Source organism: Ruegeria sp. BC2 (genome assembly GCF_056539245.1).
This window is the reverse complement of sequence record NZ_JBQFUQ010000001.1, coordinates 1,321,635-1,348,118: the sequence shown is the minus strand read 5'-3', so window position 1 is coordinate 1,348,118 and position 26,484 is coordinate 1,321,635. Positions and strand designations below refer to the sequence as shown.

Sequence of the window (26,484 nt, the reverse complement as noted above, 5' to 3'; positions counted from 1 at the left end):
GCGACTTTAACCTGCTCCGAAGGTTTCGCCAACAAACCCAACCAAATCAGAGGGTCGGGTGAGTGTCAGACCTGCCACAGTACCGGTTTTGCCGCCTGCCGGAGCAATTGCTGCTGTGAAACCAAGTTTTTGCGCTTCTTTCAACCTGTTTTCGGTCTGCGGCGCTGGTCTAAGTGCCCCGGATAGCGAGATTTCTCCGAAAACCACGGTGTCGGCGGGCAGGGCGGTGTCCTCGCGCGCGCTCAGCAGGGCGGCAGCCACGGCAAGGTCGGCCGCGGGCTCGCTGATCTTCAGGCCCCCGGCCACGTTCAGATAGACGTCGAGCCCCGCAAAGGGGATGCCGCAGCGCGCTTCGAGCACGGCGAGGATCATCGCAAGCCGTCCGCTGTCCCAGCCGACGACCGTGCGGCGGGGCTGTGAATGGGGCGAGGGCGCGACCAGCGCCTGCAGTTCGACCAGAACCGGCCGCGTGCCCTCGATGCCTGCGAAAACCGCCGAGCCGGGGCTGGGTGTGCCGCGTTCCGACAGGAACAGGGCCGAAGGGTTGGTGACCTGTGCCAGACCCTTGCCCGTCATCTCGAACACGCCGATCTCGTCGGCGGGGCCAAAGCGGTTCTTGACCGCGCGCAGGATGCGGAACTGGTGGCCGCGCTCGCCCTCGAAGTAGAGGACGGTATCGACCATGTGCTCGACCACGCGGGGGCCGGCGATCTGGCCTTCCTTGGTGACATGGCCGACCATTATGATCGACACGCCGTGGCGCTTGGCAAAACTGGTCAGCTCGTGCGCGGCGGCGCGGACCTGACTGACTGATCCCGGTGCGCTGTCGACATTGTCCGCCCACATGGTCTGGATCGAGTCGATGATGGCAAGGCCGGGTTTCTCGGCCTCGAGCGTGGTGAGAATGTCGCGAAGGTTGGTCTCGGCCGCCAGTTGCACCGGCGCGTCCTCGAGCCCCAGACGGCGCGCGCGCATGCGAACCTGGGCGCTGGCTTCCTCGCCCGAGACATAGATGGTTTTCAGGCCCGACCGGGCAAAGCGCGCGGCGGCCTGCAACAGCAGGGTGGATTTGCCGATGCCCGGATCGCCGCCCACCAGCAGGGCCGAGGCCGGGACCAGCCCGCCGCCCAGGACACGGTCCAGTTCTTCGACACCGCAGACTGTGCGGGGCGGCGGGGCCTCCTCGGTGGAGAGGTCCGTCAGGGTGACGGCCTGGCCCCGTTTGCCGCCCAGCGATTTCTTGGCCGGGCCTGCCGACAATGGGGCCTCTTGAACTATGGTGTTCCACTCGCCACAGCCGTCGCAGCGGCCGGACCAGCGGGAATGCGAGGCGCCACAGGCCGAGCAGGTGAAAGTCGTCGTCTTTGCCATGGCGCAATTCGTGCCCGAGCTTGCGCGGTTCTTCAAGCCCTTCCGGTGTTCAATCCGGACTGACGGGCCGCGGCGTCAGGCCCGTGCGGGCCATCCTTCGCGGCGGGTGCTGACGCACCTGGTGAGTGAGTGGCTATTCGGCGGCGCGGGGCGGGGGCATTGCGATGACGCTCGATGCGGTCGGGTCGCTGTCGTCCGGCGGGGTCTGCAACTGGGCGGAAAGCTCGGGCAAGAGCTCGAACAATTCTTCGCGCAGGCGGGCCAGTTGCGCCTTGGCGATGGACTCTTCGATCTCGATGTCGCGGGTCCACTGGCGCAATTCATGCTGTATGGTCTGGGCGTCTTCGATCCGTTGCTGGAACAGTTCGACCTCTTCCTGCCGCTGTTGCAGGAACGCCCGCGCTCGGGCGACTTTGGCCGCGCCGTAGGTTTCGGCCAGTTCGTGGCTGACCTGGCTCATCTGCGCAGCCAATTCAAGGATCTCGGGCTCCAGCGATTGCAGGTCGGGGTGATCACGCAGGAAGGCCATGCGTTCCTTGACCGCGTCAAACTCCGAGGCCAGCGCGAACACGCCGCTGCGGTCGGCCGCATGGGCGATCTGGTAGGCATCGACCACGTCCTGCATCTGCAGCGAGAACTTCCGATGCGCGTTTTCCAACGCCATCATGCGCGCGCTGGAGGGCAGATAGAAGGCGAGCATCAGAACCAGAGCGGTCAGGCCGATCTGGATGTAGACGCCGGCGTTCGGAATGTCCTGCCCGCCCAATCCAGCCTGCATCGTCAGCCAAGGCCAGACATTCACGGCGGCAAGCAGGGTGGCGGATACGGCAAACAGAGCGGCGGTGCAGATCAGGAAAAAAGTCAGTCGCAGGAATACGTTCTGGAAATGAATTGAAATCGAATGGAGGGCGGCCATGGCAGTCCTACTCCTTTGGAAACCGGCAAAACCGGGCCCGGGCGGAGTATCCATCAAACGTGCAAGACGGTCCGCGTCGGACCCTGAAACAAAAATGACTTGGCTGCTCGAATACTGGCCATCATAGCCAGAAATGCGTTTTCAATCAATCAGGTCCGGAGGTTTCGTGAACCAAGTTTCACTTCGGTAACGTATCCCAGCGCGATCGAGGCAAGGATGCAGCCGGTGAAAAGGTACAGGCCCCACGCTGTTTCGATCGTTGCGTATGAGATGCCCTTGGCCAACGTGATGTAGAGCGCGATGAGGAAGATATCGGCCATGGCCAGCTTGCCCATGATGTTCAGCGCGGGTTGGACACGCGGGTCCAGCAGGTCCCATTGGACCAGCGCGGTGCCGATGGTTTTGATGTACGGGGCGAACAGGGCAAAGACGGTGACGACCAGCGCGAGGAAGATGTCGGATTTCCAGAGGGATTGAAGGCCGGTGATGACGCTGATCTCGCTGAGGCCGAAGATCGGCAGCAGGCCCGCGCGCATCAGCGGGGCGAACCACGCGATGGGGTAGAGGATCAGGAGAGAGAGGGTGGCGAGGCGGAGGGTCATGAGTTCCCAAACTATCAGATATCTTCTTTCATTGTAGAAATCGTTGAGCCTTGCAGAAAAAAGCGAAGTCAAAAGCAGCCCAAAAAATCAATATCCGAATGCTTGGAGCACCTGATAGAAACCAATTCCAGTTACTAACGCTACCGGAATAAAGGCAAAACCGAGTACGCGCACCCAACCGGGCAATTCACTTTTCACTGTTGGAAAGCTCGCGATGATTACGACAGACACCAACGCCCAAACGTTGCCTAGAATAAAGACTATTGCCGACTGTGCGAGCAGGGAAACAAATATCGTTAAGCCAGCCAGAATTATGCTTACAGAGTGCACAGGCATTTTCTTGAAGCAAACGATAATCAAACACAACGCGTACAACCAAAAAGCCGGCCATCCGTAAAGAATTGTGTAACTTAAGAAAGGTTGGTTCACCGTACCGCCTCAATCGGCCCTTCCGCACTCCCACTGATGAACTGTTCGACATAGGGATCACCCGAGGAATCCATCTGGCTGACGGGCCCGGTCCACTGGATCACCCCGTCATGCAGCATCGCCACGTTGTCGGCAATCGCACGGACCGAGCTCATGTCGTGGGTAATGGTCATCGCGGTGGCGCCCATTTCGGTCACGATTTCGCGGATCAGGTCGTTGATGACGCCCGACATGATCGGGTCCAGCCCCGTGGTGGGTTCGTCGAAAAAGATGATTTCGGGCTCGGCGGCGATCGCGCGGGCCAGACCTACACGTTTCTGCATGCCGCCCGACAGTTCGGACGGGTAGAGATCTGCCACCTTGGCGCGCAGGCCCACGCGGCGCAGTTTTTCTATCGCGATTTCACGTGCCTCGTCCGTCGGTCGTTTCAACGAGCCGCGCAGCAGGCGGAAGGCCACGTTCTGCCAGACGGGCAGTGAGTCAAACAGGGCCGCGCCTTGAAACAGCATCCCGAACCTGGCCAGAAAGGCGTCTCGGTCACCGGTCTGGGCGTCCTGCCCATCGACAAAAATCTTGCCGCTGTCGGGTTTGATCAGACCAAGGATGCATTTCAGCGCCACGGATTTTCCGGTGCCCGAGCCACCGATGATCACCATGGACGTGCCTTTAGCAATCTCGAGGTTCATGCCCCTGAGCACTTGGTTGTCGCCGAAGGCCTTGTGTACGTTCTCCATCCGGATCATAGCGAGAAGAACACCCCCGTGAGAACGAAGTTGGCGGCAAGGATCAGGACAGCGGCGGCCTCGACCGAGCCCTTGGTTGCGCGGCCCACGCCTTGCGCGCCGCGTCCCGAATGCATGCCAAAATAGCAGCCCATGATCGCTGCGATCATGCCGAACGCCGCCCCTTTGACCAGCGAGGACAGGATGTCGAGCGGCTCGAGGAAATCGACCGTGTTTTTCAGGTAGGACGCCGGGTTGAAGCCGAGGTTCTGCGTCGCCACGGCGTAGCCGCCCGCGATGCCGATGATGTCGCCCACGGCAACCAGAACAGGGACGGTGATCAATGCGGCCAGAACGCGCGGGGCCGCCAGGTATTTCATCGGGTGGGTCGACAGGGTGACCAGGGCGTCGATCTGCTCGGTCACCTTCATTGTGGCGATCTCGGCGGCGATCGACGAGGTGACGCGCGCCGCAATCATCAGGCCGACCATGACAGGACCCAACTCGCGCACCATGCCGATGGCCACGATCTGGGGCACGACGGCTTCGGCGTTGAAACGCGCGCCGCCGGCGTAGATCTGAAGCGCCAGCGCGCCGCCGGTGAATATGGTCGTCAGGCCGACGACCGGCAGCGACAGCCAGCCGATGTTCAGCAGAGCCATGCCCAGTTCACGCGGGTAGAACGGCGGTCGAAAGATGTGTGACAGAGCATCCAATGCAAACAGCGCCACGCGGCCGAACGCCGCCAGCAGGTTCAGGACCGCGCGGCCCAGTTCGCCAAGCCATGCGAGTGGATTCATTCGACATAGCCCCGCGAATAGCGGCTGCCGAGTGAGGTCAGGATCTCGTACCCGATGGTGCCTGCGGCCTCGGCCAGGTCGTCCACCGTCTGATGGCCATTCAGAATGCGCAGACGTTCGGGCGTGTGCGGCAGGTCGGTCACGTCGACGGTGATCAGATCCATCGAGATGCGTCCGACGACGGGGCAGGGCAGGTCGCCGGCAAACGTGTCGATGCCGCCACCGATGGCGCGGTGCAGCCCGTCGGCATAACCCGCGGCTACGGTTGCGATCCGCGAGGGGCGCCGGGCCTTCCACGTGTTGCCGTAGCCGACGGTTTCTCCGACCGCCAGCTCGCGCACCTGTATCACCGGCAGATCGACGGTGACCACAGGTTTGGCGCCCGCAAAAGGCAAGCCGCCATACAGGCCGATGCCGGGCCGACAGAAATCAAAGTGGAATTCCGGCCCCAGCAGAAGGCCACCGGTGGCCGCCAACGAACGCGGAGCTGATACGCCATCGGTCATCTCGCGGAAGGTTTTCAGCTGTTGCCGGTTCATGGGATGGTCGGGTTCGTCCGAACAGGCCAGGTGCGACATGACCACGACAGGGTTCAGCGCCTCGGCCCGGCTGCGCAGAGCGGCCCAGTCGGAAGGCTCCAGCCCGAGGCGGTTCATGCCACTGTCCAACTGAATCCCGAACGGATGGACCGGTAGCGCCTGCAGGTGGCGTTGGAATTGCTCGGGCGAGTTGATCAGCGGCACAAGGTCGTGATCGCGCAACAGGTCGGCGTCGCCCTCCATATGGCCTGAAAAGACGCAGATCAGGGGGCCGGGGCCAATCGCCTGACGGACGGCTGCACCTTCCTCGGCAACGGCGACAAAGAACTTGCGGACGCCTTCTTCGGCCAGCGTGTTGGCCACAGGTCCGGCGCCCAGACCATAGGCGTCGGCCTTGACCACGGCTCCGGTCTCGACATCGGTTTTTGCGTCCAGCGCCCGCCAGTTACTGGCCAGCGCATGAAGGTTGATCGTCAAACGTGCAGTACTCATGACCCGTTCATGACATTGCGCTGCACGAGGTCAAGGGGGAATGCGCTGCAAACGCGCGTAAAGTCCTTGCCATGGGCGGCTTGTAGCCGGGTTGCGCAGGTCCGTGCGGGCTTGAACGCGGGCAAGACAGCCTGCCAGCATTGTCCGCCTATCCGGGCCAAAACCGTTGGCTGATCCAGATCGTTCATCCGGCGCATTGGGCCGCGGCACATGGATTCGGGCCTGATGGGCTTAGTAGCCTTCGATCTGGCCACCCTGCTGCCAGGGTTTGACAAGGTTGCCAAATCGGGTGAACTGCGCCTCGAAGGACAGCTCGACCGTGCCGATGGGGCCGTGGCGCTGCTTGCCGACGATGACTTCGGCCTTGCCGTGCAGGCGCTCCATCGCCTGCTTCCACTCTTCCATCTTCTCCAGCTCGTGATCGCCGGGCTTTTCGCGCTCTTTGTAGTATTCCTCGCGGAACACGAACATCACCACGTCGGCGTCCTGCTCGATCGAGCCGGATTCGCGCAGGTCGGACAGCTGCGGGCGCTTGTCGTCACGGTTTTCCACCTGACGCGACAACTGCGACAGGGCGATGACGGGAATATTCAGCTCTTTCGCGATGGCCTTCATGCCCATCGATATCTCGGCGATCTCGTTCACGCGGTTGTCGGACATGCCTCGGCACAGCTGCAGATAGTCGATGACCAGCAGGTCCAGCCCATGCGTCCGCTTGAGCCGCCGTGCCCGGGCCGCCAATTGTGAGATCGGCAGAGCCGGCGTGTCGTCGATGTAAAGCGGACAGGCTTCCAGCGCCTTGGCCGCATCGACGAAACGGCGGAACTCGTCCTCGGTCATGTCGCCTTGGCGGATCTTGTGGCTGGAGATCTCGGACGCCTCGGCCAGAACCCGTCCGGCCAGCTGCTCAGCGCTCATTTCCAGCGAGAAGAAACCGACGACGCCGCCGTCCACCGCACCCTCGGTACCATCGGCGCGCTGACCCCGCTTATAGGCTTTGGCCACGTTGAACGCGATGTTGGTCGCCAGCGAGGTCTTACCCATCGACGGACGCCCGGCAAGGATGATCAGGTCCGACGGGTGCAACCCGCCCAGCTGTTTGTCCAGGTCGACCAGCCCGGTCGAAATCCCGGCCATGCCGCCGCCGCGCTGATAGGCTTCGTTGGTGACATTCACCGCCTCGGTCACGGCCTTGAGGAAGGATTTGAACCCCTGTTCGGTCTGGCCCTGTTCGGACAGCTTGTAGAGCTTCTGCTCGGCCTCGACGATCTGTTCCTTGGGTTCGCTGGCCACTTCGACCCGCGCGGCCTTGTCCGAGATGTCGCGGCCAAGCCGGATCAATTCGCGCCGGATCGCCAGATCATAGATCATCTGGGCATAGTCATGCACGGCGAAGGCGCTGATCGAGGCCCCGGCCAGCTTGACCAGATAGGCCGGGCCGCCGAGTTCCTTCAAACCCTCGTCCTCGGCCATGAAGGATTTCAGAGTCACCGGCGATGCCAGCGCGTTCTTGGCGATGCGCGCGGCGGCGACCTCATAGATACGGGCATGGACCGGGTCATAAAAATGCTCGGGCCCGATGATCGAGGCGACCCGGTCATACAGGTCGTTGTTGGTCAGGATCGCACCCAGAAGCTGCTGTTCGGCCTCGATGGAATGCGGCATGGTCTCGGCGTTCTGAATCTGCGCCGCTGCCTGCTCGATACTGCTGATCTCGTTCATTGCTGCTCTCGCTGTCCCCATGGGACAAAGGTCATATCGCGGCCCCGTGAGTCGGGGCAAATTGTATGTTTTCTGGGGATATGCTGTGCATATCTTCCGCACCTGCATCTTGCCGCAGGGATCGGTCATTCGTCAACATCTTGTGGATAGGCAGCAAGGTTGACGGCCAGTGTTTCGCGACCGTCAACAATGGCCCGACAGTCAGCTCTTGTTGGCCTCCTGCCAGCCGCGCGGGTCGTTCAGGAAGGCTTCGACCCCGTCCAACGTTTCCGCGTCGAACGTGCCTTGCGCCTTGGCCTCGGCCAGTACATCCCACCAGGTGCACAGGTGGTGCAGTTGCACACCGTGATCGCCCAGCGTCTTTTCGGTTTCGGGGAAGATGCCATAATAGAAGATCACCGCCGTATGCCCACAGGTGGCGCCGGTTTCGCGGATTGCGTCCACGAAGGACAGTTTTGAGCCGCCGTCGGTGGTCAGGTCCTCGACCAGCAGCACGCGCTGGCCTTCGGTCATGGCCCCTTCGATCCGGGCGTTGCGGCCATAGCCCTTGGGCTTCTTGCGCACATAGGTCATCGGCAGGGCCATGCGCTCGGCCACCATCGCGGCGAAGGGGATGCCCGCGGTCTCACCACCGGCGATGTTGTCGAAGGCTTCGAACCCGGCATTCCGCATGACGGTGACCGTCAGGAAGTCCATAAGGGTCGACCGGATGCGCGGGTACGAGATTAGCCTGCGGCAATCGATATAGGTGGGGCTGGGCAGGCCACTGGCCAGCGTGAACGGCTCGCGCGCGTTGAAATGCACCGCCTTGATCTCCAGCAGCATCCGCGCGGTCAGGCGGGCGATTTCCGTGCTGTCGGGAAAGGAACTGGGGATCATGGCGGGACCTCGGTGCTGAAATGACGTTGCGGGCTGATAGCCTGTCGACCGGCCCGATGTCGAGAGGGGTTGGCGCAAAAGAAAAGCGGACCTCCCAAGAGGTCCGCTTGATGCCCGGATGGGCAGTCGAGCCAGCCAAGGTGGGCTTAGCTGCTCATGTCATAGGCCCGTTCGCCGTGGACCGACAGGTCGAGCCCGTTCGTTTCGGTCTCGGCGTCTACGCGAAGCGGGGTGACAAGCGCAACCACCTTGATCAGCACAAACGTGACAACTGACGTAAAGACACCCACGATCACCAGCCCGCCCAGCTGCGCGGTCCAGGCGCCTAGGCCGAAGACGGCGATCATGATGGTGCCGAAAATGCCGCCCACGCCATGCACGGCGAACACGTCCAGCGTATCGTCGATGTTCAGCACGTTGCGGACCACGTTCACCGCCTCTTGGCACAGGATGCCGGCGACCGCGCCGATGATCAGCGCCTGAACCGGATCGACATAGCCCGAGGCCGGCGTGATCGAGGCCAGACCCGCGATGGTCCCGGTGACCAGACCGACCAACGAGGCCTTGCCGTATTTGATCCGCTCCCACAGCGCCCAGCTGAGCGATGCGGTGGCGGCCGAGATATGCGTGACCGTCAGCGCCATGGCCGCGCCACCATCGGCGGCGAGTTGCGAGCCGCCGTTGAAGCCGAACCAGCCGACCCATAGCATCGCGGCCCCGATCATGACGTATCCGGGGTTGTGCGGCGGGGTGGTGCGGTTCTTGCGCGGCCCCAGGACCCACGCGATGATCAGAGCGGCCAGACCAGCAGTTTCGTGCACCACGATGCCACCGGCGAAATCGCGCACGCCGATTTCACCCAGAATGCCGCCATCGGTCAGGATGCCACCGCCCCAGATCCAATGCACCACCGGCGCATAGCACAGCAGCATCCAAAGGCCCGAAAAGACCAGCACGAAACCAAAGCCCACGCGTTCCACATAGGCGCCGACGATCAGGGCCGGGGTGATGATGGCAAAGGTCATCTGGAAGGCAAAGAACAGCACCTCGGGCAGGGTGCCCGACAGGCTGTCGGCATCAACGCCGTTCAGAAACGCCTTGCCCAGCCCGCCCCACAGGCCTGAACCGCCGTCACCGAAGGCGATCGAATACCCGGCGACCAGCCACAGGATGCTCATCAAGCAGGCGATCGCGAAACAGTGCATGAAAACGCTCAGCACGTTGCGGGCGCGCACCAGCCCGCCATAGAACAGGGCCAGGCCCGGCAAAGTCATGAACAGGACCAGCGCCGTCGCGACGATGATCCAGGCGGTATCGGCTCCGTTCATTGGGCCGTTCTCCTCTTTCCTGAAGCTGCGCCAAGGGGCGCGGTGTGAGTGACGTGCCGTGGGTTCAACCGAACGGACGCCGAGGAAAAAAGAGGCAGGGTGCGAAAAAGGTGCCTGTTTTGGCGTCCTTTTTCCAAGTGGTGACAAAAAGTGCGCCTTATCCGGGCAAGTGCTAAAAATTTAGGCTAGTTCGGAAAGGCCGTTTTCCAGCAGTTTCAGCGCATGATCCCGCGCCGCGCGTCGGACATTGGCGCGGCCTGCGGCGCCGAACTCGACGGTTTCGGTCAGGGTGGGGCGGCCTGTGACTGCAAGGCCGAAACAGACCTGGCCCTCGGGCTTGAACTCGGACCCGCCGGGCCCCGCGATGCCGGTGATCGAGACCGCAAGCTGCGCTTGGGAATGCGCCAGCGCACCCTCGGCCATTTCGCGGGCGACCTCTTCAGAGACGGCACCATGGGCCGCCAAGGTCTCGGCCCGCACGCCCAGCATGTCCTGCTTGGCGGCGTTGGTATAGGTGACGAAGCCTCGGTCAACCACGGCAGAACTGCCGGGAATGTCGGTCAGCGCGGCGGCGACCATGCCGCCCGTGCAACTTTCGGCGGTGGCGATCATGACGTTCAGCGCCTTTGCGCGGTCGAGCAGTTCGGCGACGGTCATAGGCCCAATACTCCATGTGCGATCCCGGCCAGGATCAGAACGCCCACGGCCGCGAACATGCCCGCGATCACGTCGTCCAGCATCACGCCCAAGGGGTCGCCACGACGGTCGGCCCAGCCGACGGGGCCTGGCTTGGTGATGTCGAACAAGCGGAACAGCAAAAACGCGGCGATCCAGCCCGGCCATAGGGCGGTGACCGCGATGTCATGCGCCCAGGCGGGATAGGACACGGCCCAGATGGCGATGAATTGGCCCGCGACCTCGTCGATGACGATCTCCGAAGGGTCGTGATCGTCCTGCCCGGCGGTCATGACGCCCGTGGCCCAGGTGCCGGCCGCAAAAACGGCGACGGTTGCGACGGCCAGCAGCGGGAAGCCGCCCAGCAGATGCAGCGCCAAGGCCAAAGGCAGGGCGGCCAGCGAACCCCAGGTGCCGGGGGCAGGGCGAAGGTAACCGATCCCGGCGACGGTTCCGATCAGGCGCGCCAGGGTCATGGTTTCACCAGACAGGCGGTTGCGATAGCGGCGATGCCTTCCTTGCGGCCGGTAAAGCCCAGCCGCTCGGACGTGGTGGCCTTGATCGACACGCGGTCGGCCTCCAACCCCATGATTTCGCTCATTTTCTGCCGCATCGCCAAAGCGTGCGGGCCGATCTTGGGGTATTCGCAGACCAGCGTGCAGTCGACGTTCGAGATGCGAAAGCCCATGCGCGCGGCCAGATCCACCGCATGGCGCAGAAAGATCTCGCTGGCGGCGCCTTTCCACTGTGGGTCGGATGGGGGAAAGTGCTGACCGATATCGCCCTGCGCCAGCGCGCCATAGATCGCGTCGGTGACGGCGTGCATGCCCACATCCGCGTCGGAATGGCCCTGCAGCCCCCGATCATGTGGGACCTCGACGCCGCACAGGATCACGTGATCGCCCGGCCCGAACCGGTGCACGTCATATCCGTTGCCCAGCCTTACATCCATGTCTGACCTCAATATCCTTTCGGCCCGGGCAAAATCCTCGGGCCGTGTGATTTTCAGATTGTCCGCGTCGCCCGGCACGATGGCCACGTTGATCCCGGCGGCGCGGGCAACCTCGACATCATCGGCGGCCCCACCGGGATACACCGCATGCGCGGCGACGATGGCGTCATAGCGGAACCCCTGCGGCGTCTGCGCGGCAAACAGGCCCGCGCGATCTCGGGTGCCGGTAACTTGGTCGTCGGCCCCGGTCCACAGCGCATCGGTGACCGGCAGCCCCGGCGCCGCAGCGGCGTGGGTGTCGAGGGCCGCCAGCACGTCACCAATGACCCGCGCGCTGACACAGGGCCGGGCGACGTCATGGATCAGAACCTTGCTGACGCCGCGATCGGCCAGCGCCTGCAGCCCGTTGCGCACGGACTCGGCGCGGTCGGCGCCGCCGGGCGCAAGAATCAGGCCGCTGTCGGCGAATTCCGTCCAGGCCTCGGGGTCATCGGCGGACAGGACCAGCACGACCAGCGGCACCTGCGCCTTGATCCGTTCGATCGTCCAGTCGGCCACACGCCGCCCGGACAAGGGGCGCCACTGTTTGGGCTGGCCCCCTCCGGCGCGCAGGCCGCGCCCGGCGGCGACGATGATGGCGGCGGTAGTCATGTTTGAATTTCCGACCTTCGTTTGGCTTCCGTGTTTAGGCGGCGGTGAAAGCAGAGGCAATCACTCGCGGCAAGCTGATTAAAAATTAGGCATATGATGATTTTGCGGGCTTGCTGGTCGTGGATTTGTTGTTCATATGCCCCGGATTCGATATGAAAACCGCAAATGCTCAAGGATTAGGCACGTTGACGCTGCGCATTGCCGAGAAAACTTTGACCCCGCCAGTTCTGCTGGCGCCGATGGCCGGAATCACCGACCGGCCGTTTCGTGACCTCGTCCTGCGGTTTGGCGCCGGGATGGTGGTCAGCGAGATGGTCGCCAGCCAAGAGATGGTGCAGGCCAAGCCCGGCGTGCGCGAACGGGCCGAACTGTCAGCGGATGTGGAAAACACCGCCGTACAACTGGCTGGGCGCGACGCCTATTGGATGGCCGAGGCCGCGCGGCAGGTCGCCGACCGGGGCGCGCGGGTGATCGACATCAACATGGGCTGCCCGGCCAAGAAGGTGACGAACGGCTATTCCGGCTCGGCTCTGCTGAAGACGCCCGACCATGCCCTCACCCTGATCGAGGCGGTCGTGGGCGCGGTGGAGGTGCCGGTGACGCTCAAGACCCGACTGGGCTGGGACGACACGCTGCTGAACGCGCCGGACGTGGCGCGGCGGGCGCAGGAGGCCGGCGTTCAGATGGTGACGATCCACGGGCGCACGCGCTGTCAGTTCTACAAGGGCGAGGCGGATTGGGCCGCGATCCGCGCGGTCAAGGATGCCGTCAGCATTCCGGTCGTGGCCAATGGCGACATCACCAGCCCCGAGCGTGCGCAGACAGCGCTGTGGCAGTCGGGCGCGGATGGCGTCATGGTGGGCCGTGGCGCGCAGGGCAAACCTTGGCTGCTGGCGCAGATCGCGCACGAGCTGTGGGGGACGCCGGCGCCAGACGTTCCCGAGGGCGACGACCTGGCCGACATGGTGCGGGCGCATTATGAAGCGATGCTGGGGTTCTATGGCGCCGATCTGGGCCTGCGTGTCGCGCGCAAGCATCTGGGCTGGTACATGGACGAGGCCAGAACGCCGGCGTCCCTGCGCCGCGCTGTCCTGACCTCGCGCGATCCGGTCGAAGTTCTGCGGCTGATCGGCGACGCGTTGACGGAAAATGCCGAGGCGGCAGCATGATTTCGGATCAGGTCATCTGGGCTTCGCTGCCGGTTCCCGCCTTCATCATCGACCCCGAGGACCGCATCGCCGACGTCAATTCCTCGGGTGAGGGGTTCCTGAACGCTTCGCGCAAATCGGTGGTCGGGCATCCGGTCTGGGACCAGATCGCCGTGGACGCGCCGTTGGAAGAGGCGTTCACGCGCGCCCGCGCGCAGGGCACGCCGTTGTTCGTGAATGACGTGGATGTGGGTTCGGGCAATCGCGCGCCGCTGCAATGCGCGCTGCAGATCGCGCCTCTGCTGGGGCATCCGGGGTCGATGATCATGATCGTCTCGCCGCGCGAACTGGCCACCCGCATGACTCGCGGCAACACGGTCAAATCGGCGGCGCAGTCGGCGATCGGCATGGCCGAGATGCTGGCGCATGAAATCAAGAACCCGCTGGCTGGGATCACCGGTGCTGCACAGTTGCTGAGCATGAATATCGGCCCGCAAGATCTTGAGTTGACAGACCTTATCGTGGCCGAGAGTCGCCGGATCGTGAAGCTGCTTGAGCAGGTCGAGCAGTTCGGAAACCTCTCGCGGCCCGAGTTCAAGCCGGTCAACATCCACGATGTTCTGGACCGCGCGCGCCGCTCGGCGCTGCTGGGCTTTGGCGCGGACATGACCATCATCGAGGATTACGACCCGTCGCTGCCACTGGCCTATGGTGACCCGGATCAGCTGTTGCAGGTGGTTCTGAACCTGCTCAAGAACGCGTCCGAGGCCGCCGGCCCCGAGGGCGGGACGATCCGCCTGCACACCTATTTCGAACATTCCTTCCGTCTGCGGCGCAGTGATGGCTCGGGTCACTCGTTGCCGTTGCAGATCGAGATCATCGACGATGGCCCGGGCCTGCCCGAGGACATCCGCGGCGATATTTTCGACCCGTTCGTTTCCGGCAAGGAAAACGGCACCGGCCTTGGCTTGGCACTGGTCAGCAAGATCGTATCCGACCACGACGGTTGGATCACGGCCGAGTCGGTGCCGGGGCGGACAGTCTTCCGGCTGTCACTGCGCCGCGCGCCGCGCGAGGCAGGGCAGGACAAAGAATAATCAAGGAGAACACCAGATGGATGGCACGGTACTGGTTGCAGATGATGACAGAACGATCCGGACGGTTCTGACCCAGGCCCTGACGCGGGCGGGCTGCAAGGTGCATGCGACCTCGTCCCTGACGACGCTGATGCGTTGGGTCGGCGAGGGCAAGGGCGACGTGGTGATCTCGGACGTGGTCATGCCCGATGGCAACGGGCTGGAAATGCTGCCCAAGATCGCACAGGACCGGCCGGGCCTGCCGGTGATCGTGATCTCGGCCCAGAACACGATCATGACGGCGATCCAGGCGGCCGAGGCGGATGCCTATGACTATCTGCCCAAACCGTTCGACCTGCCGGATCTGATGAAGCGCACCGCCCGGGCGTTGGACCGCAAGCAGCGGGTTCAGATCGAACCCGCGGACACATCCGAAGACCGCCCCGACGAGTTGCCATTGGTCGGTCGAACTCCGGTGATGCAAGCCCTGTACAGGTTGGTCGCCCGGGTCATGAACACCGATCTTTCGGTCATGATTTCCGGTGAAAGTGGCACGGGCAAGTCGTTGATTGCGAGGGCAATTCACGATTTCTCAGACCGGCGGACACTGCCTTTTGTGACTGCTACTGCAGCAGACCTGCGCGACCTGGAGGGTCCGGCCCGGGTCATGGCCCGGGTGCGCGGCGGTACCTTGCTGATCGACGAAATTGCAGACCTGGACGATGAAATCCAGGCCCGGATCGTGCGGATGATGGACACGCCCGGCGACCACGTTCCGCGCTTCATGGCGACCAGCCAGTCGGACCTGACCGAGGCGATGGAAAGCGGGCGGGTGCGGCAGGACCTTTATTACCGCCTCTGCGGTGCCACCATCCATGTGCCAGCCCTGCGCGAGCGGGTCGACGACATCCTGCTGCTGGCCGAGCATTTTCTGGCCCGTGAAGAACGCGAAAACGGCACAAAGCGGCGGTTGGGCCCTGACGCGATCGAACTTGTTCGCCGGTATTCCTGGCCCGGCAACGTGCGCCAACTGGAAAACGCTATCCGGCGGCTGAGCCTGACAAGCCGATCCGACGAAATCACCAAGTCCGAGGTCGAGGCCGTCTTGGGCAGTCAGCCCGAGGCCGAACCACTGCTGAGCGGGAGCGAACGAGAGAAGCTGTCTTCGTCGGTTGCGCGGCATCTGCGGCGCTACTTTGACCTTCATGGAAACATGCTGCCGCCACCGGGTCTGTACCAGCGCATTCTGCGCGAGGTCGAGGCTCCGCTGATCGAAATCGCGCTGGATGCGACCGGAGGAAATCAGGCAAAATGTGCCGATTTGCTGGGGATCAACCGGAATACGCTGCGCAAAAAAATCACTGATCTCGATATTCAGGTGACACGTCGGCGCAAACTGATGTAATCTCGCCACACAAACCGTGGCATCCGAGCACAGTCCCGGAAAAGACCACGACATATGGCGGTACGCCGCGAAAGCGGCACATCAGGATGAGGGCAGACGGTGGTATCCCGGGCACAGAAACGGCCGGCATTATCCCTGAATCGGTGGCGTAAGTCCCGGAAACTGCGCAATTTCGGCACCTTGGGGCTGGTTGTGTTGGGGCCGGTCCTGACACTTGCGACCTACCTTGTAATCGGGCCGTTTGACCTGGGTGCGAATGCCCCCACGCTTCGGCTGATTCTGCTGGCAGACCTTGTCTACATTCTGGTCGTGGCGGCCCTGGTTCTGGGGCAGTTGGGCAATCTTATTGCGGCGCGCCGGGCCAAATCGGCGGGCTCTCGCCTACACCTGAGGCTGATCGGTGCGTTCACGCTGTTGGCGCTGGTGCCCACGGTGACGGTTGCGATTTTTGCCGGTCTGACCGTGAATATCGGGCTTGAGGGATGGTTCTCGGACCGGGTCAGGCAGGTGGTCGGATCTTCGCTGACGGCCGCCGAGGCCTATGAACAAGAGCACGAACAGGGTCTGACGCAGGATGCCACGGTTCTTGCGCGGTTTCTTGACAATGCACGCAAGCTGGACTTCTACATCTCGGATGCCGAGCTGCGCGAGGTGCTGGCCCAGGGGCAGGCACAGATTCAGCGCGGACTGCGCGAAGCCTACGTGATTGACGGCAGTGGTGAAATCCGGGCCCGCGGAGACAGGTCTTATCTGTTCAACTACGAACCGCCGACACCCGAGGAGTTGGAGCAGGCCCGAGAAGAGGGTCTGTTGATCATCGCGGACTGGCCCAACAACGAATTTCGCGCTCTGGTGCCGCTGCGCGCCTATCTGGACCGATACCTGTATGTCAGTCGCGCCGTAGATGGCCAGTTGTTGACCCTTTTGGATGACACCAAGGAAACCGCGCAGTTCTATCAACAGTTGGAAAACGAACGGGGCAGGGTGCTGTTCGAGTTCGGGCTGCTGTATCTGGGGTTTGCGGTAATCCTCATCTTGGCGGCCGTTTCGCTGGGTATGTGGTTCGCCGAGCGGCTCTCGCGCCCGGTTGGTCGTCTGACCACCGCCGCGCAGCGGGTCGGGGCCGGTGATCTGGACGTGCAGGTCATCGAGGAGGCCAGCGACGACGAAATCGCCATGCTGGGGCGCTATTTCAACCAGATGACCCGGCAATTGAAGGCGCAGCGGGGTACGCTGCTTGAAAACACCCGCCAGATCGAAAGCCGCCGCCGACTGTTCGACTCGGTGCTCAGCTCGGTGACTTCTGGCGTTGTCGGGGTGGATCCGGATGGTCAGGTGACATTCGTCAACCGATCGGCCGAGCGCTTGCTGGACTGGAAGGGCCATGAGCAACAATTGGCAATCGGCATCGCCGTGCCCGAGTTCCTGCCTTTGTTCGAAGCGCTGAAAGAAGGCAACCAGGAAGCAATTCAGGACGAAATCAAGGTCACCCGCAAGGGACAGCTGGAAAACCTGCTGGTCCGGATGGCAACCCGGCGCGGCGAGGACGGCAGGCTGGAAGGTTACGTGGTCGCCTTTGACGACGTGACCGATCTGGTCAGCGCCCAGCGTATGGCGGCCTGGGGTGATGTGGCCCGCCGCATCGCGCATGAGATCAAGAACCCGCTGACCCCCATTCAGCTGAGCGCCGAACGCATCCGGCGGAAGTTCGCGCGGAAACTGGATGAAGAGGACAGCGCCAGCCTTGAATCCATGACCGACGTGATCGTTCGCCAGACCAGCGATCTGCGCCGGATCGTCGACGAATTCTCGAAGTTTGCCCGAATGCCCGAGCCCGACCGGCACGAGGAAGATATCGCGGGCCTGGTGCGCGAGGCGGTTCTGCTGCAGCAGGCCGGTCAGCCAGACGTTCAGATCGACGCGGAGATCCCGGACCAGCCAGTATTGGCCGATGTGGACGCGACGATGCTGAACCAGGCGCTCACAAATCTGATCAAGAACGCCGGCGAAGCCATCGAAACCCTGAAAAAGAAGGGTCTGCCCGACAACCTCAGCCCGCAGATAAAGGTGCGCCTGTCCACGGATGACGACGGAACACTGATTACCATCGCGGACAACGGCATCGGGCTGCCCGAAGACCGGGCGCGGCTGTTCGAGCCCTATGTGACGACGCGCGACGAAGGGACTGGCCTGGGCCTGCCCATCGTCAAGAAAATTATTGAAGAACACGGCGGTACGCTGACCCTTGAGGACGCGCCCGTGTTCGACGGACAGGACCATTTTGGCGCAATGGCCGTGATCCGGTTGCCGAAGGCCAACACGGCCCCGGTCGCAGCGCCGCAAAAGCAGGCAATTAAATCCAAGACACTGAAAGCAGGCCAAAGATGAGCGACATTCTGATCGTAGATGACGAGCGCGATATTCGCGAACTGGTGTCCGACATTCTGGAGGACGAAGGATATTCCACCCGGCTGGCCGGCAACTCGGACGAGTGCATGGCCGCGATCAACGCAGAACCACCCGGGTTGTTGATCCTGGACATCTGGCTCAAGGACAGCCGCATGGATGGGATCGACATTCTGAAGGCGGTCAAACGCGACAATCCGGATGTTCCGGTGGTGATCATATCGGGGCACGGGAATATCGAAATCGCCGTCGCGGCGATCAAGCAGGGGGCATATGATTTTATCGAAAAGCCCTTCAATATCGACCAGTTGATGGTGGTGATCCGCCGCGCGATGGAAACGTCGCGCCTTCGTCGCGAGAATGCCTCGCTCAAGCGCAAGGAAGTCAGCAATTCCGACATGATCGGCAAGTCGGCTGCGTTCCGCGCGATGCTGAGCCAGTTGGACAAGGTGACCAAATCCAACGGTCGGGTCATGCTGCGTGGTCCCGCCGGATCGGGCAAGGAAATCGCCGCGCGCTACATCCATGCGCATTCGAACCGGGCGAACGCGCCCTTTGTCACGGTCAACTGCGCCGGCGTCGAACCCGAGCGCATGGAAGAAGTTCTGTTCGGTCGTGAATCCGCCGAACGCGGCGTTGAATCCGGTCTGCTCGAACAGGCCCATGGCGGTGTGGTCTATTTCGACGAGGTCGCCGACATGCCGTTGGGCACGCAGTCCAAGATCTTGCGCGTTCTCGTCGATCAGCAGTTTCAGAGGGTGGGTGGCTCGGACAACGTTCGGGTCGATCTGCGCGTGATCTCTTCCACCAACCGCGACCTTGAAACCGAGATTGCCGCGGACCGGTTCCGCGAAGAGCTGTATCACCGCCTCAACGTCGTCCCGATCGCGGTGCCGTCTTTGGAAGAACGGCGCGAGGATATTCCTGTCCTCGCCAAGCATTTCATCGAGATGTGCAACGAAACCCAGGGCCTCCCCGTGCGCGAGTTGTCGGAAGAGGCCGTGGCTCTGCTGCAGACCATGAGTTGGCCTGGCAACGTGCGCCAGTTGAAGAACTTGGTCGAGCGGGTTTTGATCCTTGGTGATGGCACCGGACCGATCGAAGCGCGGGAATTGCCGAATGAAGAGGAAAAGGCCGACGATTCCGGCCGGGTCGTGCTGTCGGGCGCTTTGGCAACGCTGCCACTGCGCGAGGCACGAGAGGCGTTCGAGCGTGAGTATCTGCTGACCCAGATCAATCGCTTTGGCGGCAATATCAGCCGCACGGCCAGTTTCGTTGGAATGGAACGCAGCGCCTTGCACCGCAAGCTGAAATCGCTGGGTGTAGTCACGTCGAACAAGTCGGGCGCGCGGGTGGCGCAACTGGACGAGCCTGAACCGGCGGAATAGGGGCCGGCCACACCGGCAGGACAACGGGAGGCGCCCGGCCATGACGCTAGCGATGATCCAGCAGGGATTTCCCGCCTTTGGTCGTCGTCTCAAACGGCTTCGGCGGGCCACCGGGATGAAGCAGGCGGCGCTTGCACATGTGATGCGGGTCGATCAGGCCACGGTGTCGCGCTGGGAAAACGGGGTCCAGACCCCAAGCCCTGAACAACAGGCTGCGGTTTTCACGGCGCTTTCGGATCACCGCGCCGACGATGCAGCACTGAAGCGGCTTGTCGGCAGTTCGCAAGCCTGTCTCCATCTGGTGGACGAAGCGAGCCATGTTTGTCTGGCCTATTCACCCAGCCGCGCACGGGATTGGTCAGCCAGCCAGCACTCGTTGTTGGGGGTGTCGCTGTGGCAGTTTGCGACCGACGAGATCCGCCAGGCCGAAATGGAGCTGACGGACGAGGGTTGGTGGGACCTGCAGGTGCCAAATCCCAAGGCTTTCATTACTTCTCAGGCCGTGCACGACCAGATCACCATCAGCGCAGGCCAAATCGTATGGGAGCGACTGTATCTGGCCGATGGAACCCCAGTGCGCCTTGTCAGCGGCACGCGCGTACGCGCCGCATAATATATGCGTTCACCTCGCCAGAGGCCGAGGGTAGAACGCGGGTGTGACTCAATCTTTTCGCATATTCCTGCAGGTGGTCCTGTTATGGGTGGCTGGACTGGGCGCGGCCACGCAGTTCGCCAAGATCGCCGTTGCCTTCGACGCGGTCGGTGCATTGTACCCAGGCTATGGGGATTCGATCGGCTGGTTGTTGTCGATCATCAGTTTGATGGGCGCCGTTCTGGGGGCCATGTCAGGCGCCATTACCGCGCAGTTCGGACCGGTCCGCCTGCTGGTGTTCGGTTTGCTGCTGGGCGGCGTTGTATCGGTGTTCCAGTCCACCATGCCTAGCTTTCAAGTGATGCTGGCCAGCCGGATCATCGAGGGCGTTTCGCATCTGGCGATCGTGGTTGCCTCTCCGACGCTGATCGCACAGATCACACGCGGAGCCGCGCGCAATGCCGCCATGGTTTTGTGGAGTTCTTTCTTTGGAGTTGCCTTTGCGCTGAACGCTTGGTTCGGTCTGCCGATGATCCAGCGTTTTGGATTGGCGGATTTCTTCATGGGCCACGGGTTCCTGATGGCGCTGATTGCAGGACTGGTCGCCGTGTTTCCGCCAAAGGTTCCGCCCATCGCGACGGAACGGCAGGGGTGGGGGCTGGGGTCCATCCTGAAGACGCATCTTGAAACCTACCGCTCGCCCCGCATGGCAGCACCGGCGATCGGATGGTTCTTCTACACTCTGACCTTCGTGTCGTTGCTGGCGATCCTGCCCGGCCGTATGCCCGAGGATCAGTCGGTTCTTGTAGCCAGTCTGATGCCGCTGGCAGGAATCGTGCTGTCGTGGGTCGCGGTGCCCGTGCTCTTGACTTTCCTGACCGCGGTCACGGTTGTAAATCTTGGTTTTGCGGCCGGGATGGCTGCCCTTGCCCTGCTGTTTTTCGGAGCGCCTCTGCCCGTGGTCGGCATTGCGCTGTTTGCGGTGTTGGGCCTGGTACAGGGCGGCAGTTTCGCGGCGGTTCCTCAACTGAATGGCTCGGCCCGGGATCAGGCGCTGAGCTATGGGGCGATGGCGCAGATGGGAAATGCGGGCAACCTGCTGGGCACACCTGTTCTGCTTGCAATCCTTTGGCGCGCCGGAGAGGGCTCGATGTTCGTGGCCGTACTTGTATTCTATGCAGCCGCCATCGCAGCACATCTGTTCCTGTCACTCCGCCGGCGATCGTCGCCCGACGATCTGGGCTGAGGTCAGTCGATCAGCCCGGCAACCCCGGCGTGATGATCTGGAATGACCCGTCGTCGAATTTGACGAAACAAGAGGCCGTGCCCAATGGCGGCAGGACGGTTGTTCGGGTCGGCGGAACGCCCGATTTGACCGACTGTTTGCAGGGCGGCAGGCTGACGGGGCGGTATCCCTTCTTGGCCATGCACTGCGCCTCGACCGTGTTTCGCAGCCCCTGATTTACATCTACGGTGTAAACGCGGCCCGGCTCCCACCATCCTCCTGTGCGATAGCATCGCCCGCGCCCATCGCAATAGGTGCGGCCCGGCCAATAGGTGGGCGGGCTTTGGCGCACCTGGTTTGCAACCGGTGCATCCTTCAGCGCCTGCACTTGGCATTCGGTCGTTTCGGCCTGCATCCGCGAGACGCTTTCGCCTTCGCGATAATACATCGACAACGGCCCGCATCCGGCCAGCAGGGCAAGGGGAACAAGCAATCGAAGCACTGTTTTCATTCGCTTATCTTGCATCACACAGGCCGTCATGACAATTCGATTGACCGCTCTGTGGGCATCTGTCATTCAAAACGCTCAGGCAGAAAGGCCAAAGGCATGAAGGTCATCATTTGTGGCGCCGGCCAGGTGGGCTGGCAGATTGCTCGGCACCTTTCGGGCGAGTTGAATGACGTCACCGTTGTGGACAACAACCCTGACCTGGTACGCCGGGCGACCGAGACGCTGGACGTTCAGGGCATCGCCGGCTTTGCCAGCTATCCCGACGTGCTCGAGCGGGCCGGAGCCCGTGACGCCGACATGATCATCGCCGCGACCCATTCTGACGAGGTGAACATGGTCACCTGCCAGATGGCGCACTCGGTGTTCTCGATCCAGCGAAAGATCGCGCGGTTGCGGTCAAAATCCTACCTCGAAGCGATCCATCGCGACCTGTACCGCCGTGACCATCTTCCGATCGACGTGGTGATCAGCCCCGAACGTGAAGTGGCCGCCGCAGCCATGCGCCGCCTGTCGGCGCCTGCGGCTTTTGACACGGAACTGTTCATGGATGGCAAGGCGCAGCTTCTGGGCATTCGGATCGCCGAGGATTGCCCGATCGTCAACACACCTCTGCGCCAGCTGACAGACCTGTTTTCAACGCTCAGCGCCATTGTGGTGGGTATTCGCCGCGACGGAACGCTGTTCGCGCCGGAATCCGAGGACCAATTGTTCGTCGGTGACGAATGCTATGTATTTACCAGCGTCCAAGACGTTGACCGCACGATGGAGGTCTTTGGTAAATCACAGAAAAAGCAGGATCGCGTGGTCATCGTGGGCGGCGGGAATGTCGGCCTTGAAGTCGCCCGGACACTGGAAGAGCGCGAGGGCCGCATCCGTGCAAAGGTTATCGAGCGTGACCGGCGCTGTGCGGAACTGGCCGCCGAGTCGCTGGAGCGTACGATCGTTCTGAACGGCGACGGTCTGGATTCAGCGCTGTTGAGCGAAGCGGGGATCGAGCGCGCGGACGCGATGCTGGCCGTCACCGATGACGACCGGACCAACATGCTGGCTGCGGTCCGGGCCAAGGCCGAAGGTTGCCCGCTGGCGATTGCGTTGATCAACGACCCCAGCATGGTGGCCCTGATGGGGCCGTTGGGGATTGACGCCTATATCAACCCGCGGGCCACGACCGTCAGTTCGATCCTGCGCCATATCCGGCATGGCCGGGTGCGACAGGTCTATTCGATCGGCGATGCCGAGGCCGAAGTGATCGAGGCCGAAGTGCTATCAACCTCGCCAATGGCCGGGCAGAAACTGCGCGACATCGACTTTCCCGAAGGCGTCCTGGTCGGCGCGGTGCGCAAGGGCGACGAGGTCCTGCGGCCCACTGGCAGTCTGCGGATTGACGAAAAGGACGTGGTTGCGATTTTCGCAATGGCCAATGATGTACCCGAGGTCGAACGCCTGATGCAGGTTTCGATCGACTTTTTCTGATGGCTGTCGCCCGCGCACCCAAAATCAGCGTTATTCGGCGGCTGCCGCTGTTTCTGTTGATCACGGCGGTTGTGTCCCTGGCCATGTGGATCCCGGCAATCTACGCCCTTGCCTTGGATGACCACCCCACGTCGCGGTCGTTCTTCTATTCGGGTTTGGTGGGGCTGTTCCTGGTCACGATCGTTGGCCTGGCGACGGCCAGCCGGCAGCCGCGGCGCGGAACCTTGGGGCAGTTGGCTGTCCTGCTGGGCTCGCTGACGGTATTGCCGCTGTTTCTGGCCGTTCCTGTCCATGACGCGTTGGGGAACACGACCTTTCTGAACGCCTATTTTGACATGGTCAGCGCCATCACCACCACCGGAGCGGACCTGTTTCCCGACCCCGAGCGCCTGTCGGCGCCGGTTCACCTGTGGCGGGCGCTCGTCGGCTGGATGGGTGGGTTGCTGATGTGGATCTCGGCGGCTGCGATCCTGGCGCCCCTGTCGTTGGGCGGGTTCGAGATTACCGCGCGCGGACAGCCGGGCCGCCCGGTTTCGGGCGTAGCCCAGAGCGAAAAGGTCGACCCACGGGGGCGACTGCTCCGTGTGACGGCGACATTGACCCCGGTTTATGCCAGCCTCACAGCGGTAATCTGGGTCTTGCTGTTGATCGCAGGAGAAAAGGGTCTGACGGCCATCTGCCACGCAATGTCGGTGATGGCGACGTCCGGTATCTCGCCAGTGGGCGGGTTGGAAGGGTCCACCGCCGGGATCACCGGCGAGGCCATCCTGTTTCTGTTCCTGTTCTTTGCCTTGTCCCGCCTGACGTTTTCAAAGGACACCGCAACAACGGGCTATTCCCGGCTGGACCACGATCCGGAATTCCGGATCGGCCTGATGATCGTCGTCGGCGTGGCGGCATTGTTGGTCTTCCGGGTGCTGGCCGGGGTTGCCGAGATCGGCGGGCAGGTGACGGGCCTGCAAACGCTGAACGTCATCTGGGGCATGTTGTTCACGGTGATGTCGTTCCTGACGACGGCCGGGTTCGAAAGCGCTTATTGGAACGACGCGCAACAGTTGTCCGGTCTGGGAACACCGGGGCTTGTGTTGATGGGGCTTGCGCTTATCGGGGGCGGGGTCGCCACCACCGCCGGCGGGGTGAAGCTGTTGCGGGTCTATGCCTTGTACCTGAATGGCGCGCGTGAACTGGACAGGCTGATCCACCCGTCATCGGTCAGCGGGGCGGGCGGTGGCAACCGCCGCATCCAAAGCCAGGGCGCGTTCATCGCGTGGGTCTTTCTGATGATGTTCGCGCTGACGCTCGCGTTGCTTGATGTCGTTCTGGCTGCCGAGGGGGTTGGGTTTGAACGCGCCATGGTGCTGAGCGTCGCGGTGCTGAGCACGACCGGTCCGTTGATCGAACTGGCCACCGATCTGCCGATCCGTTTGATCGATTTGTCGGCCGGAGCCAAGCTGACCATGTGCGCCGGGATGGTGATCGGCCGGCTGGAGACTCTGGCGATCATCGCGTTGATCACTCCGGCCCTGTGGCGGGATTGAACCGCCAATTCGGGCCTTCACGTTACTGCCTGATTTTTCATCTGGAATATCTCTGCGCGTCACTCCATACTCGCGCGGAGGGAGCGCGTTGGTCCGCAGCGCGTAAGCAAGAACAACGGCGAGATAACAAAATATGGCTTCGGACAGACAGAATCTTCAGGATGCCTTCCTGAACAATGTACGGAAAGCAAAGGTTCCCGTTACAATTTTCCTGATCAACGGCGTGAAATTGCAGGGTGTCATCACCTGGTTCGACAATTTCTGCGTATTGTTGCGCCGCGACGGACAGTCGCAGCTTGTCTACAAGCACGCGATCTCGACCATCATGCCGTCGCAGCCGATCAACCTGTATGAGGGCGAAGACGCCTCTTGATGGAACATGACCGGAGGCGCACCCGGGCCTGGGTGCTGCATCCCGATATCAAGTCAGATGACCAGCGCCGCGACCCCGTTCCGGCGCTGGAAGAGGCGGTGGCACTGGCTGCCGCTTTGCCCGATTTGGATGTGATCGGGTCCGAGATCGTACGCCTGCCGCGGGCGCAGCCCGGCCTGCTGTTCGGCAGCGGCAAGATCGAGGAACTGGGCGCGCGTTTTGCGGAAAACGAGATCGAGCTGGTTCTGATCGACGGGCCGGTCACCCCGGTTCAGCAGCGCAATCTGGAGAAGGCGTGGAAGGTCAAGATCCTCGACCGGACGGGGCTGATTCTGGAAATCTTCTCGGACCGCGCCCGCACGCGCGAGGGTGTGTTGCAGGTCGAGATGGCCGCGCTCAGCTATCAGCGTACGCGCCTGGTTCGGGCCTGGACCCACCTGGAACGTCAGCGCGGTGGGCTGGGCTTCGTCGGCGGACCGGGGGAAACCCAGATCGAGGCCGACCGGCGTGCGATCGACGATCAACTGGTGCGCTTGCGCCGGCAGTTGCAGAAGGTCGTGAAGACACGGACGCTGCACCGCGCTGCGCGGGCCAAGGTGCCCTATCCGATCGTGGCGCTGGTGGGCTATACCAACGCGGGCAAATCGACGCTGTTCAACCGCCTGACCGGGGCCGAAGTCATGGCCAAGGACATGCTGTTTGCCACGCTGGATCCGACCATGCGCCGGATTGAACTGCCCGACGGCCCCGAGGTGATCCTGTCGGACACCGTGGGTTTCATCTCGAACCTGCCGACCGAACTGGTCGCGGCCTTCCGCGCCACGCTCGAGGAGGTTCTGGCCGCCGATCTGATCGTGCATGTCCGCGACATCAGCCATGCCGAGACCGAAGAGCAGGCCGAGGATGTGCGCACGATCATGGCCTCGCTGGGTGTGGACGATACCCGCCCACAGCTTGAAGTCTGGAACAAGATCGACCTTCTGTCCGACGAAGACCGGCAGGCCGTGCAGGCTCGGGCCGAGCGCGATCCGGCGGTGTTCCCGATCTCGGCCGTGACCGGCGAGGGCATCGATCTGCTGCTGACCGAGATCGCCACGACCCTGCAGGGCGTGCGCCGGGAAGAGGTTTTGAAGCTGGGCTTTGCCGATGGCGACAAACGCGCCTGGCTATTCCGGCAGGACGTGGTGCGCGGCGAAAAACAGACCGAGGACGGGTTCGAAATCACCGTTCTGTGGACCGACAAGCAGGCCAATCAGTTCGCGGGCCTCTGA

24 protein-coding genes are annotated in these 26,484 nt (G+C 62.7%); 11 read left to right on the top strand and 13 right to left on the bottom strand.

Going from position 1 to position 26,484, the window contains the following annotated elements; translation table 11 throughout:
- Positions 1 to 6 precede the first annotated feature (6 nt).
- The 12 genes from radA to ACR0CU_RS06540 form a co-directional block, all read right to left on the bottom strand.
- Entirely contained in the window at positions 7 to 1,371 is a 1,365-nt protein-coding gene (gene radA, locus ACR0CU_RS06595; RefSeq protein ID WP_170358987.1) for a DNA repair protein RadA, read from the bottom strand.
- Positions 1,372 to 1,504: 133 nt separating this feature from the next.
- The gene (locus tag ACR0CU_RS06590) at positions 1,505 to 2,287 is read right to left on the bottom strand and encodes a kinetochore Spc7 family protein (RefSeq protein ID WP_170446333.1); all 783 of its coding nucleotides are present in this window, start codon (positions 2,285 to 2,287) and stop codon (positions 1,505 to 1,507) included.
- A 149-nt stretch (positions 2,288 to 2,436) separates the two neighbouring features.
- Entirely contained in the window at positions 2,437 to 2,889 is a 453-nt protein-coding gene (locus ACR0CU_RS06585; RefSeq protein WP_170338849.1) for a paraquat-inducible protein A, read from the bottom strand.
- A 425-nt stretch (positions 2,890 to 3,314) separates the two neighbouring features.
- Complete coding sequence (locus ACR0CU_RS06580; protein WP_170370572.1) at positions 3,315 to 4,061, bottom strand: ABC transporter ATP-binding protein; 747 nt, start codon at positions 4,059 to 4,061, stop codon at positions 3,315 to 3,317.
- Complete coding sequence (locus ACR0CU_RS06575; RefSeq protein WP_170446330.1) at positions 4,058 to 4,840, bottom strand: MlaE family ABC transporter permease; 783 nt, start codon at positions 4,838 to 4,840, stop codon at positions 4,058 to 4,060. Before ACR0CU_RS06575 ends, ACR0CU_RS06580 begins: the two co-directional genes overlap by 4 nt.
- Positions 4,837 to 5,871 carry an alanine racemase gene (gene alr / locus ACR0CU_RS06570; protein WP_170363342.1) on the bottom strand — a complete coding sequence of 345 codons (1,035 nt, stop codon included), beginning with the start codon at positions 5,869 to 5,871 and terminating at the stop codon, positions 4,837 to 4,839. The genes ACR0CU_RS06575 and alr overlap by 4 nt, the downstream gene beginning before the upstream one ends.
- 231 nt (positions 5,872 to 6,102) lie before the next feature.
- On the bottom strand, positions 6,103 to 7,593 hold the full coding sequence (locus tag ACR0CU_RS06565) for a replicative DNA helicase (RefSeq protein ID WP_170338856.1): 1,491 nt from the start codon (positions 7,591 to 7,593) through the stop codon (positions 6,103 to 6,105).
- 201 nt (positions 7,594 to 7,794) lie between these two features.
- Positions 7,795 to 8,472, bottom strand: coding sequence for an orotate phosphoribosyltransferase (locus ACR0CU_RS06560; protein WP_170446328.1), 678 nt, complete (start codon positions 8,470 to 8,472; stop codon positions 7,795 to 7,797).
- 146 nt (positions 8,473 to 8,618) lie between these two features.
- Entirely contained in the window at positions 8,619 to 9,800 is a 1,182-nt protein-coding gene (locus ACR0CU_RS06555) for an ammonium transporter (RefSeq protein ID WP_170372451.1), read from the bottom strand.
- Between the two features lie 180 nt (positions 9,801 to 9,980).
- The gene (locus ACR0CU_RS06550) at positions 9,981 to 10,457 is read right to left on the bottom strand and encodes a CinA family protein (protein WP_170446326.1); all 477 of its coding nucleotides are present in this window, start codon (positions 10,455 to 10,457) and stop codon (positions 9,981 to 9,983) included.
- Positions 10,454 to 10,951, bottom strand: a complete 498-nt coding sequence (locus ACR0CU_RS06545; protein ID WP_170446324.1) for a phosphatidylglycerophosphatase A family protein — start codon at positions 10,949 to 10,951, stop codon at positions 10,454 to 10,456. Before ACR0CU_RS06545 ends, ACR0CU_RS06550 begins: the two co-directional genes overlap by 4 nt.
- A complete protein-coding gene (locus tag ACR0CU_RS06540; RefSeq protein WP_170446322.1) occupies positions 10,948 to 12,078 on the bottom strand; it encodes a bifunctional 2-C-methyl-D-erythritol 4-phosphate cytidylyltransferase/2-C-methyl-D-erythritol 2,4-cyclodiphosphate synthase in 1,131 nt (376 codons plus the stop codon). The genes ACR0CU_RS06545 and ACR0CU_RS06540 overlap by 4 nt, the downstream gene beginning before the upstream one ends.
- A 152-nt stretch (positions 12,079 to 12,230) precedes the next feature.
- On the opposite strand from ACR0CU_RS06540, the gene dusB reads away from it, so the two are divergent.
- The 7 genes from dusB (at position 12,231) to ACR0CU_RS06505 (ending at position 21,339) form a co-directional block, all read left to right on the top strand.
- The gene (gene dusB, locus ACR0CU_RS06535) at positions 12,231 to 13,247 is read left to right on the top strand and encodes a tRNA dihydrouridine synthase DusB (RefSeq protein ID WP_170446319.1); all 1,017 of its coding nucleotides are present in this window, start codon (positions 12,231 to 12,233) and stop codon (positions 13,245 to 13,247) included.
- Positions 13,244 to 14,323 carry a two-component system sensor histidine kinase NtrB gene (locus tag ACR0CU_RS06530; RefSeq protein WP_170359005.1) on the top strand — a complete coding sequence of 360 codons (1,080 nt, stop codon included), beginning with the start codon at positions 13,244 to 13,246 and terminating at the stop codon, positions 14,321 to 14,323. The genes dusB and ACR0CU_RS06530 overlap by 4 nt, the downstream gene beginning before the upstream one ends.
- Positions 14,324 to 14,339: 16 nt before the next feature.
- Positions 14,340 to 15,707 carry a response regulator gene (locus tag ACR0CU_RS06525; protein ID WP_170338872.1) on the top strand — a complete coding sequence of 456 codons (1,368 nt, stop codon included), beginning with the start codon at positions 14,340 to 14,342 and terminating at the stop codon, positions 15,705 to 15,707.
- 99 nt (positions 15,708 to 15,806) lie between these two features.
- Positions 15,807 to 18,095: a sensor histidine kinase NtrY-like gene (locus tag ACR0CU_RS06520; RefSeq protein ID WP_170446315.1), complete on the top strand. Its 2,289-nt coding sequence runs from the start codon at positions 15,807 to 15,809 to the stop codon at positions 18,093 to 18,095.
- Positions 18,092 to 19,501 (top strand): nitrogen assimilation response regulator NtrX, encoded by a 1,410-nt coding sequence (gene ntrX, locus ACR0CU_RS06515; protein ID WP_170338876.1) that lies wholly within the window; start codon positions 18,092 to 18,094, stop codon positions 19,499 to 19,501. Before ACR0CU_RS06520 ends, ntrX begins: the two co-directional genes overlap by 4 nt.
- 40 nt (positions 19,502 to 19,541) lie before the next feature.
- Entirely contained in the window at positions 19,542 to 20,114 is a 573-nt protein-coding gene (locus ACR0CU_RS06510; RefSeq protein WP_254437553.1) for a helix-turn-helix domain-containing protein, read from the top strand.
- A 43-nt stretch (positions 20,115 to 20,157) separates the two neighbouring features.
- Positions 20,158 to 21,339 carry an MFS transporter gene (locus tag ACR0CU_RS06505; protein ID WP_170446313.1) on the top strand — a complete coding sequence of 394 codons (1,182 nt, stop codon included), beginning with the start codon at positions 20,158 to 20,160 and terminating at the stop codon, positions 21,337 to 21,339.
- A 10-nt stretch (positions 21,340 to 21,349) separates the two neighbouring features.
- On the opposite strand, the gene ACR0CU_RS06500 is transcribed toward ACR0CU_RS06505, so the two are convergent.
- Positions 21,350 to 21,829 (bottom strand): hypothetical protein, encoded by a 480-nt coding sequence (locus ACR0CU_RS06500; RefSeq protein WP_170446311.1) that lies wholly within the window; start codon positions 21,827 to 21,829, stop codon positions 21,350 to 21,352.
- A 96-nt stretch (positions 21,830 to 21,925) separates the two neighbouring features.
- Between ACR0CU_RS06500 and trkA the strand changes: the two genes are divergently transcribed.
- From trkA to hflX, 4 genes are all read left to right on the top strand, one after another.
- The gene (gene trkA, locus ACR0CU_RS06495) at positions 21,926 to 23,302 is read left to right on the top strand and encodes a Trk system potassium transporter TrkA (protein WP_093962234.1); all 1,377 of its coding nucleotides are present in this window, start codon (positions 21,926 to 21,928) and stop codon (positions 23,300 to 23,302) included.
- Complete coding sequence (locus ACR0CU_RS06490) at positions 23,302 to 24,840, top strand: TrkH family potassium uptake protein (protein ID WP_170359012.1); 1,539 nt, start codon at positions 23,302 to 23,304, stop codon at positions 24,838 to 24,840. The genes trkA and ACR0CU_RS06490 overlap by 1 nt, the downstream gene beginning before the upstream one ends.
- Positions 24,841 to 24,973: 133 nt before the next feature.
- Positions 24,974 to 25,213, top strand: a complete 240-nt coding sequence (gene hfq, locus ACR0CU_RS06485) for an RNA chaperone Hfq (RefSeq protein ID WP_005982826.1) — start codon at positions 24,974 to 24,976, stop codon at positions 25,211 to 25,213.
- Complete coding sequence (gene hflX, locus ACR0CU_RS06480) at positions 25,213 to 26,484, top strand: GTPase HflX (protein ID WP_170439055.1); 1,272 nt, start codon at positions 25,213 to 25,215, stop codon at positions 26,482 to 26,484. Before hfq ends, hflX begins: the two co-directional genes overlap by 1 nt.

Coding starts and splice junctions, on each gene's coding strand:
- radA (WP_170358987.1), bottom strand. CDS start 1,371: ATGGCAAAGACGACGACTTTCACCTGCTCGGCCTGTGGCGCCTCGCAT.
- ACR0CU_RS06590 (WP_170446333.1), bottom strand. CDS start 2,287: ATGGCCGCCCTCCATTCGATTTCAATTCATTTCCAGAACGTATTCCTG.
- ACR0CU_RS06585 (WP_170338849.1), bottom strand. CDS start 2,889: ATGACCCTCCGCCTCGCCACCCTCTCTCTCCTGATCCTCTACCCCATC.
- ACR0CU_RS06580 (WP_170370572.1), bottom strand. CDS start 4,061: ATGATCCGGATGGAGAACGTACACAAGGCCTTCGGCGACAACCAAGTG.
- ACR0CU_RS06575 (WP_170446330.1), bottom strand. CDS start 4,840: ATGAATCCACTCGCATGGCTTGGCGAACTGGGCCGCGCGGTCCTGAAC.
- alr (WP_170363342.1), bottom strand. CDS start 5,871: ATGAGTACTGCACGTTTGACGATCAACCTTCATGCGCTGGCCAGTAAC.
- ACR0CU_RS06565 (WP_170338856.1), bottom strand. CDS start 7,593: ATGAACGAGATCAGCAGTATCGAGCAGGCAGCGGCGCAGATTCAGAAC.
- ACR0CU_RS06560 (WP_170446328.1), bottom strand. CDS start 8,472: ATGATCCCCAGTTCCTTTCCCGACAGCACGGAAATCGCCCGCCTGACC.
- ACR0CU_RS06555 (WP_170372451.1), bottom strand. CDS start 9,800: ATGAACGGAGCCGATACCGCCTGGATCATCGTCGCGACGGCGCTGGTC.
- ACR0CU_RS06550 (WP_170446326.1), bottom strand. CDS start 10,457: ATGACCGTCGCCGAACTGCTCGACCGCGCAAAGGCGCTGAACGTCATG.
- ACR0CU_RS06545 (WP_170446324.1), bottom strand. CDS start 10,951: ATGACCCTGGCGCGCCTGATCGGAACCGTCGCCGGGATCGGTTACCTT.
- ACR0CU_RS06540 (WP_170446322.1), bottom strand. CDS start 12,078: ATGACTACCGCCGCCATCATCGTCGCCGCCGGGCGCGGCCTGCGCGCC.
- dusB (WP_170446319.1), top strand. CDS start 12,231: ATGAAAACCGCAAATGCTCAAGGATTAGGCACGTTGACGCTGCGCATT.
- ACR0CU_RS06530 (WP_170359005.1), top strand. CDS start 13,244: ATGATTTCGGATCAGGTCATCTGGGCTTCGCTGCCGGTTCCCGCCTTC.
- ACR0CU_RS06525 (WP_170338872.1), top strand. CDS start 14,340: ATGGATGGCACGGTACTGGTTGCAGATGATGACAGAACGATCCGGACG.
- ntrX (WP_170338876.1), top strand. CDS start 18,092: ATGAGCGACATTCTGATCGTAGATGACGAGCGCGATATTCGCGAACTG.
- ACR0CU_RS06510 (WP_254437553.1), top strand. CDS start 19,542: ATGACGCTAGCGATGATCCAGCAGGGATTTCCCGCCTTTGGTCGTCGT.
- ACR0CU_RS06500 (WP_170446311.1), bottom strand. CDS start 21,829: ATGAAAACAGTGCTTCGATTGCTTGTTCCCCTTGCCCTGCTGGCCGGA.
- trkA (WP_093962234.1), top strand. CDS start 21,926: ATGAAGGTCATCATTTGTGGCGCCGGCCAGGTGGGCTGGCAGATTGCT.
- ACR0CU_RS06490 (WP_170359012.1), top strand. CDS start 23,302: ATGGCTGTCGCCCGCGCACCCAAAATCAGCGTTATTCGGCGGCTGCCG.
- hfq (WP_005982826.1), top strand. CDS start 24,974: ATGGCTTCGGACAGACAGAATCTTCAGGATGCCTTCCTGAACAATGTA.
- hflX (WP_170439055.1), top strand. CDS start 25,213: ATGGAACATGACCGGAGGCGCACCCGGGCCTGGGTGCTGCATCCCGAT.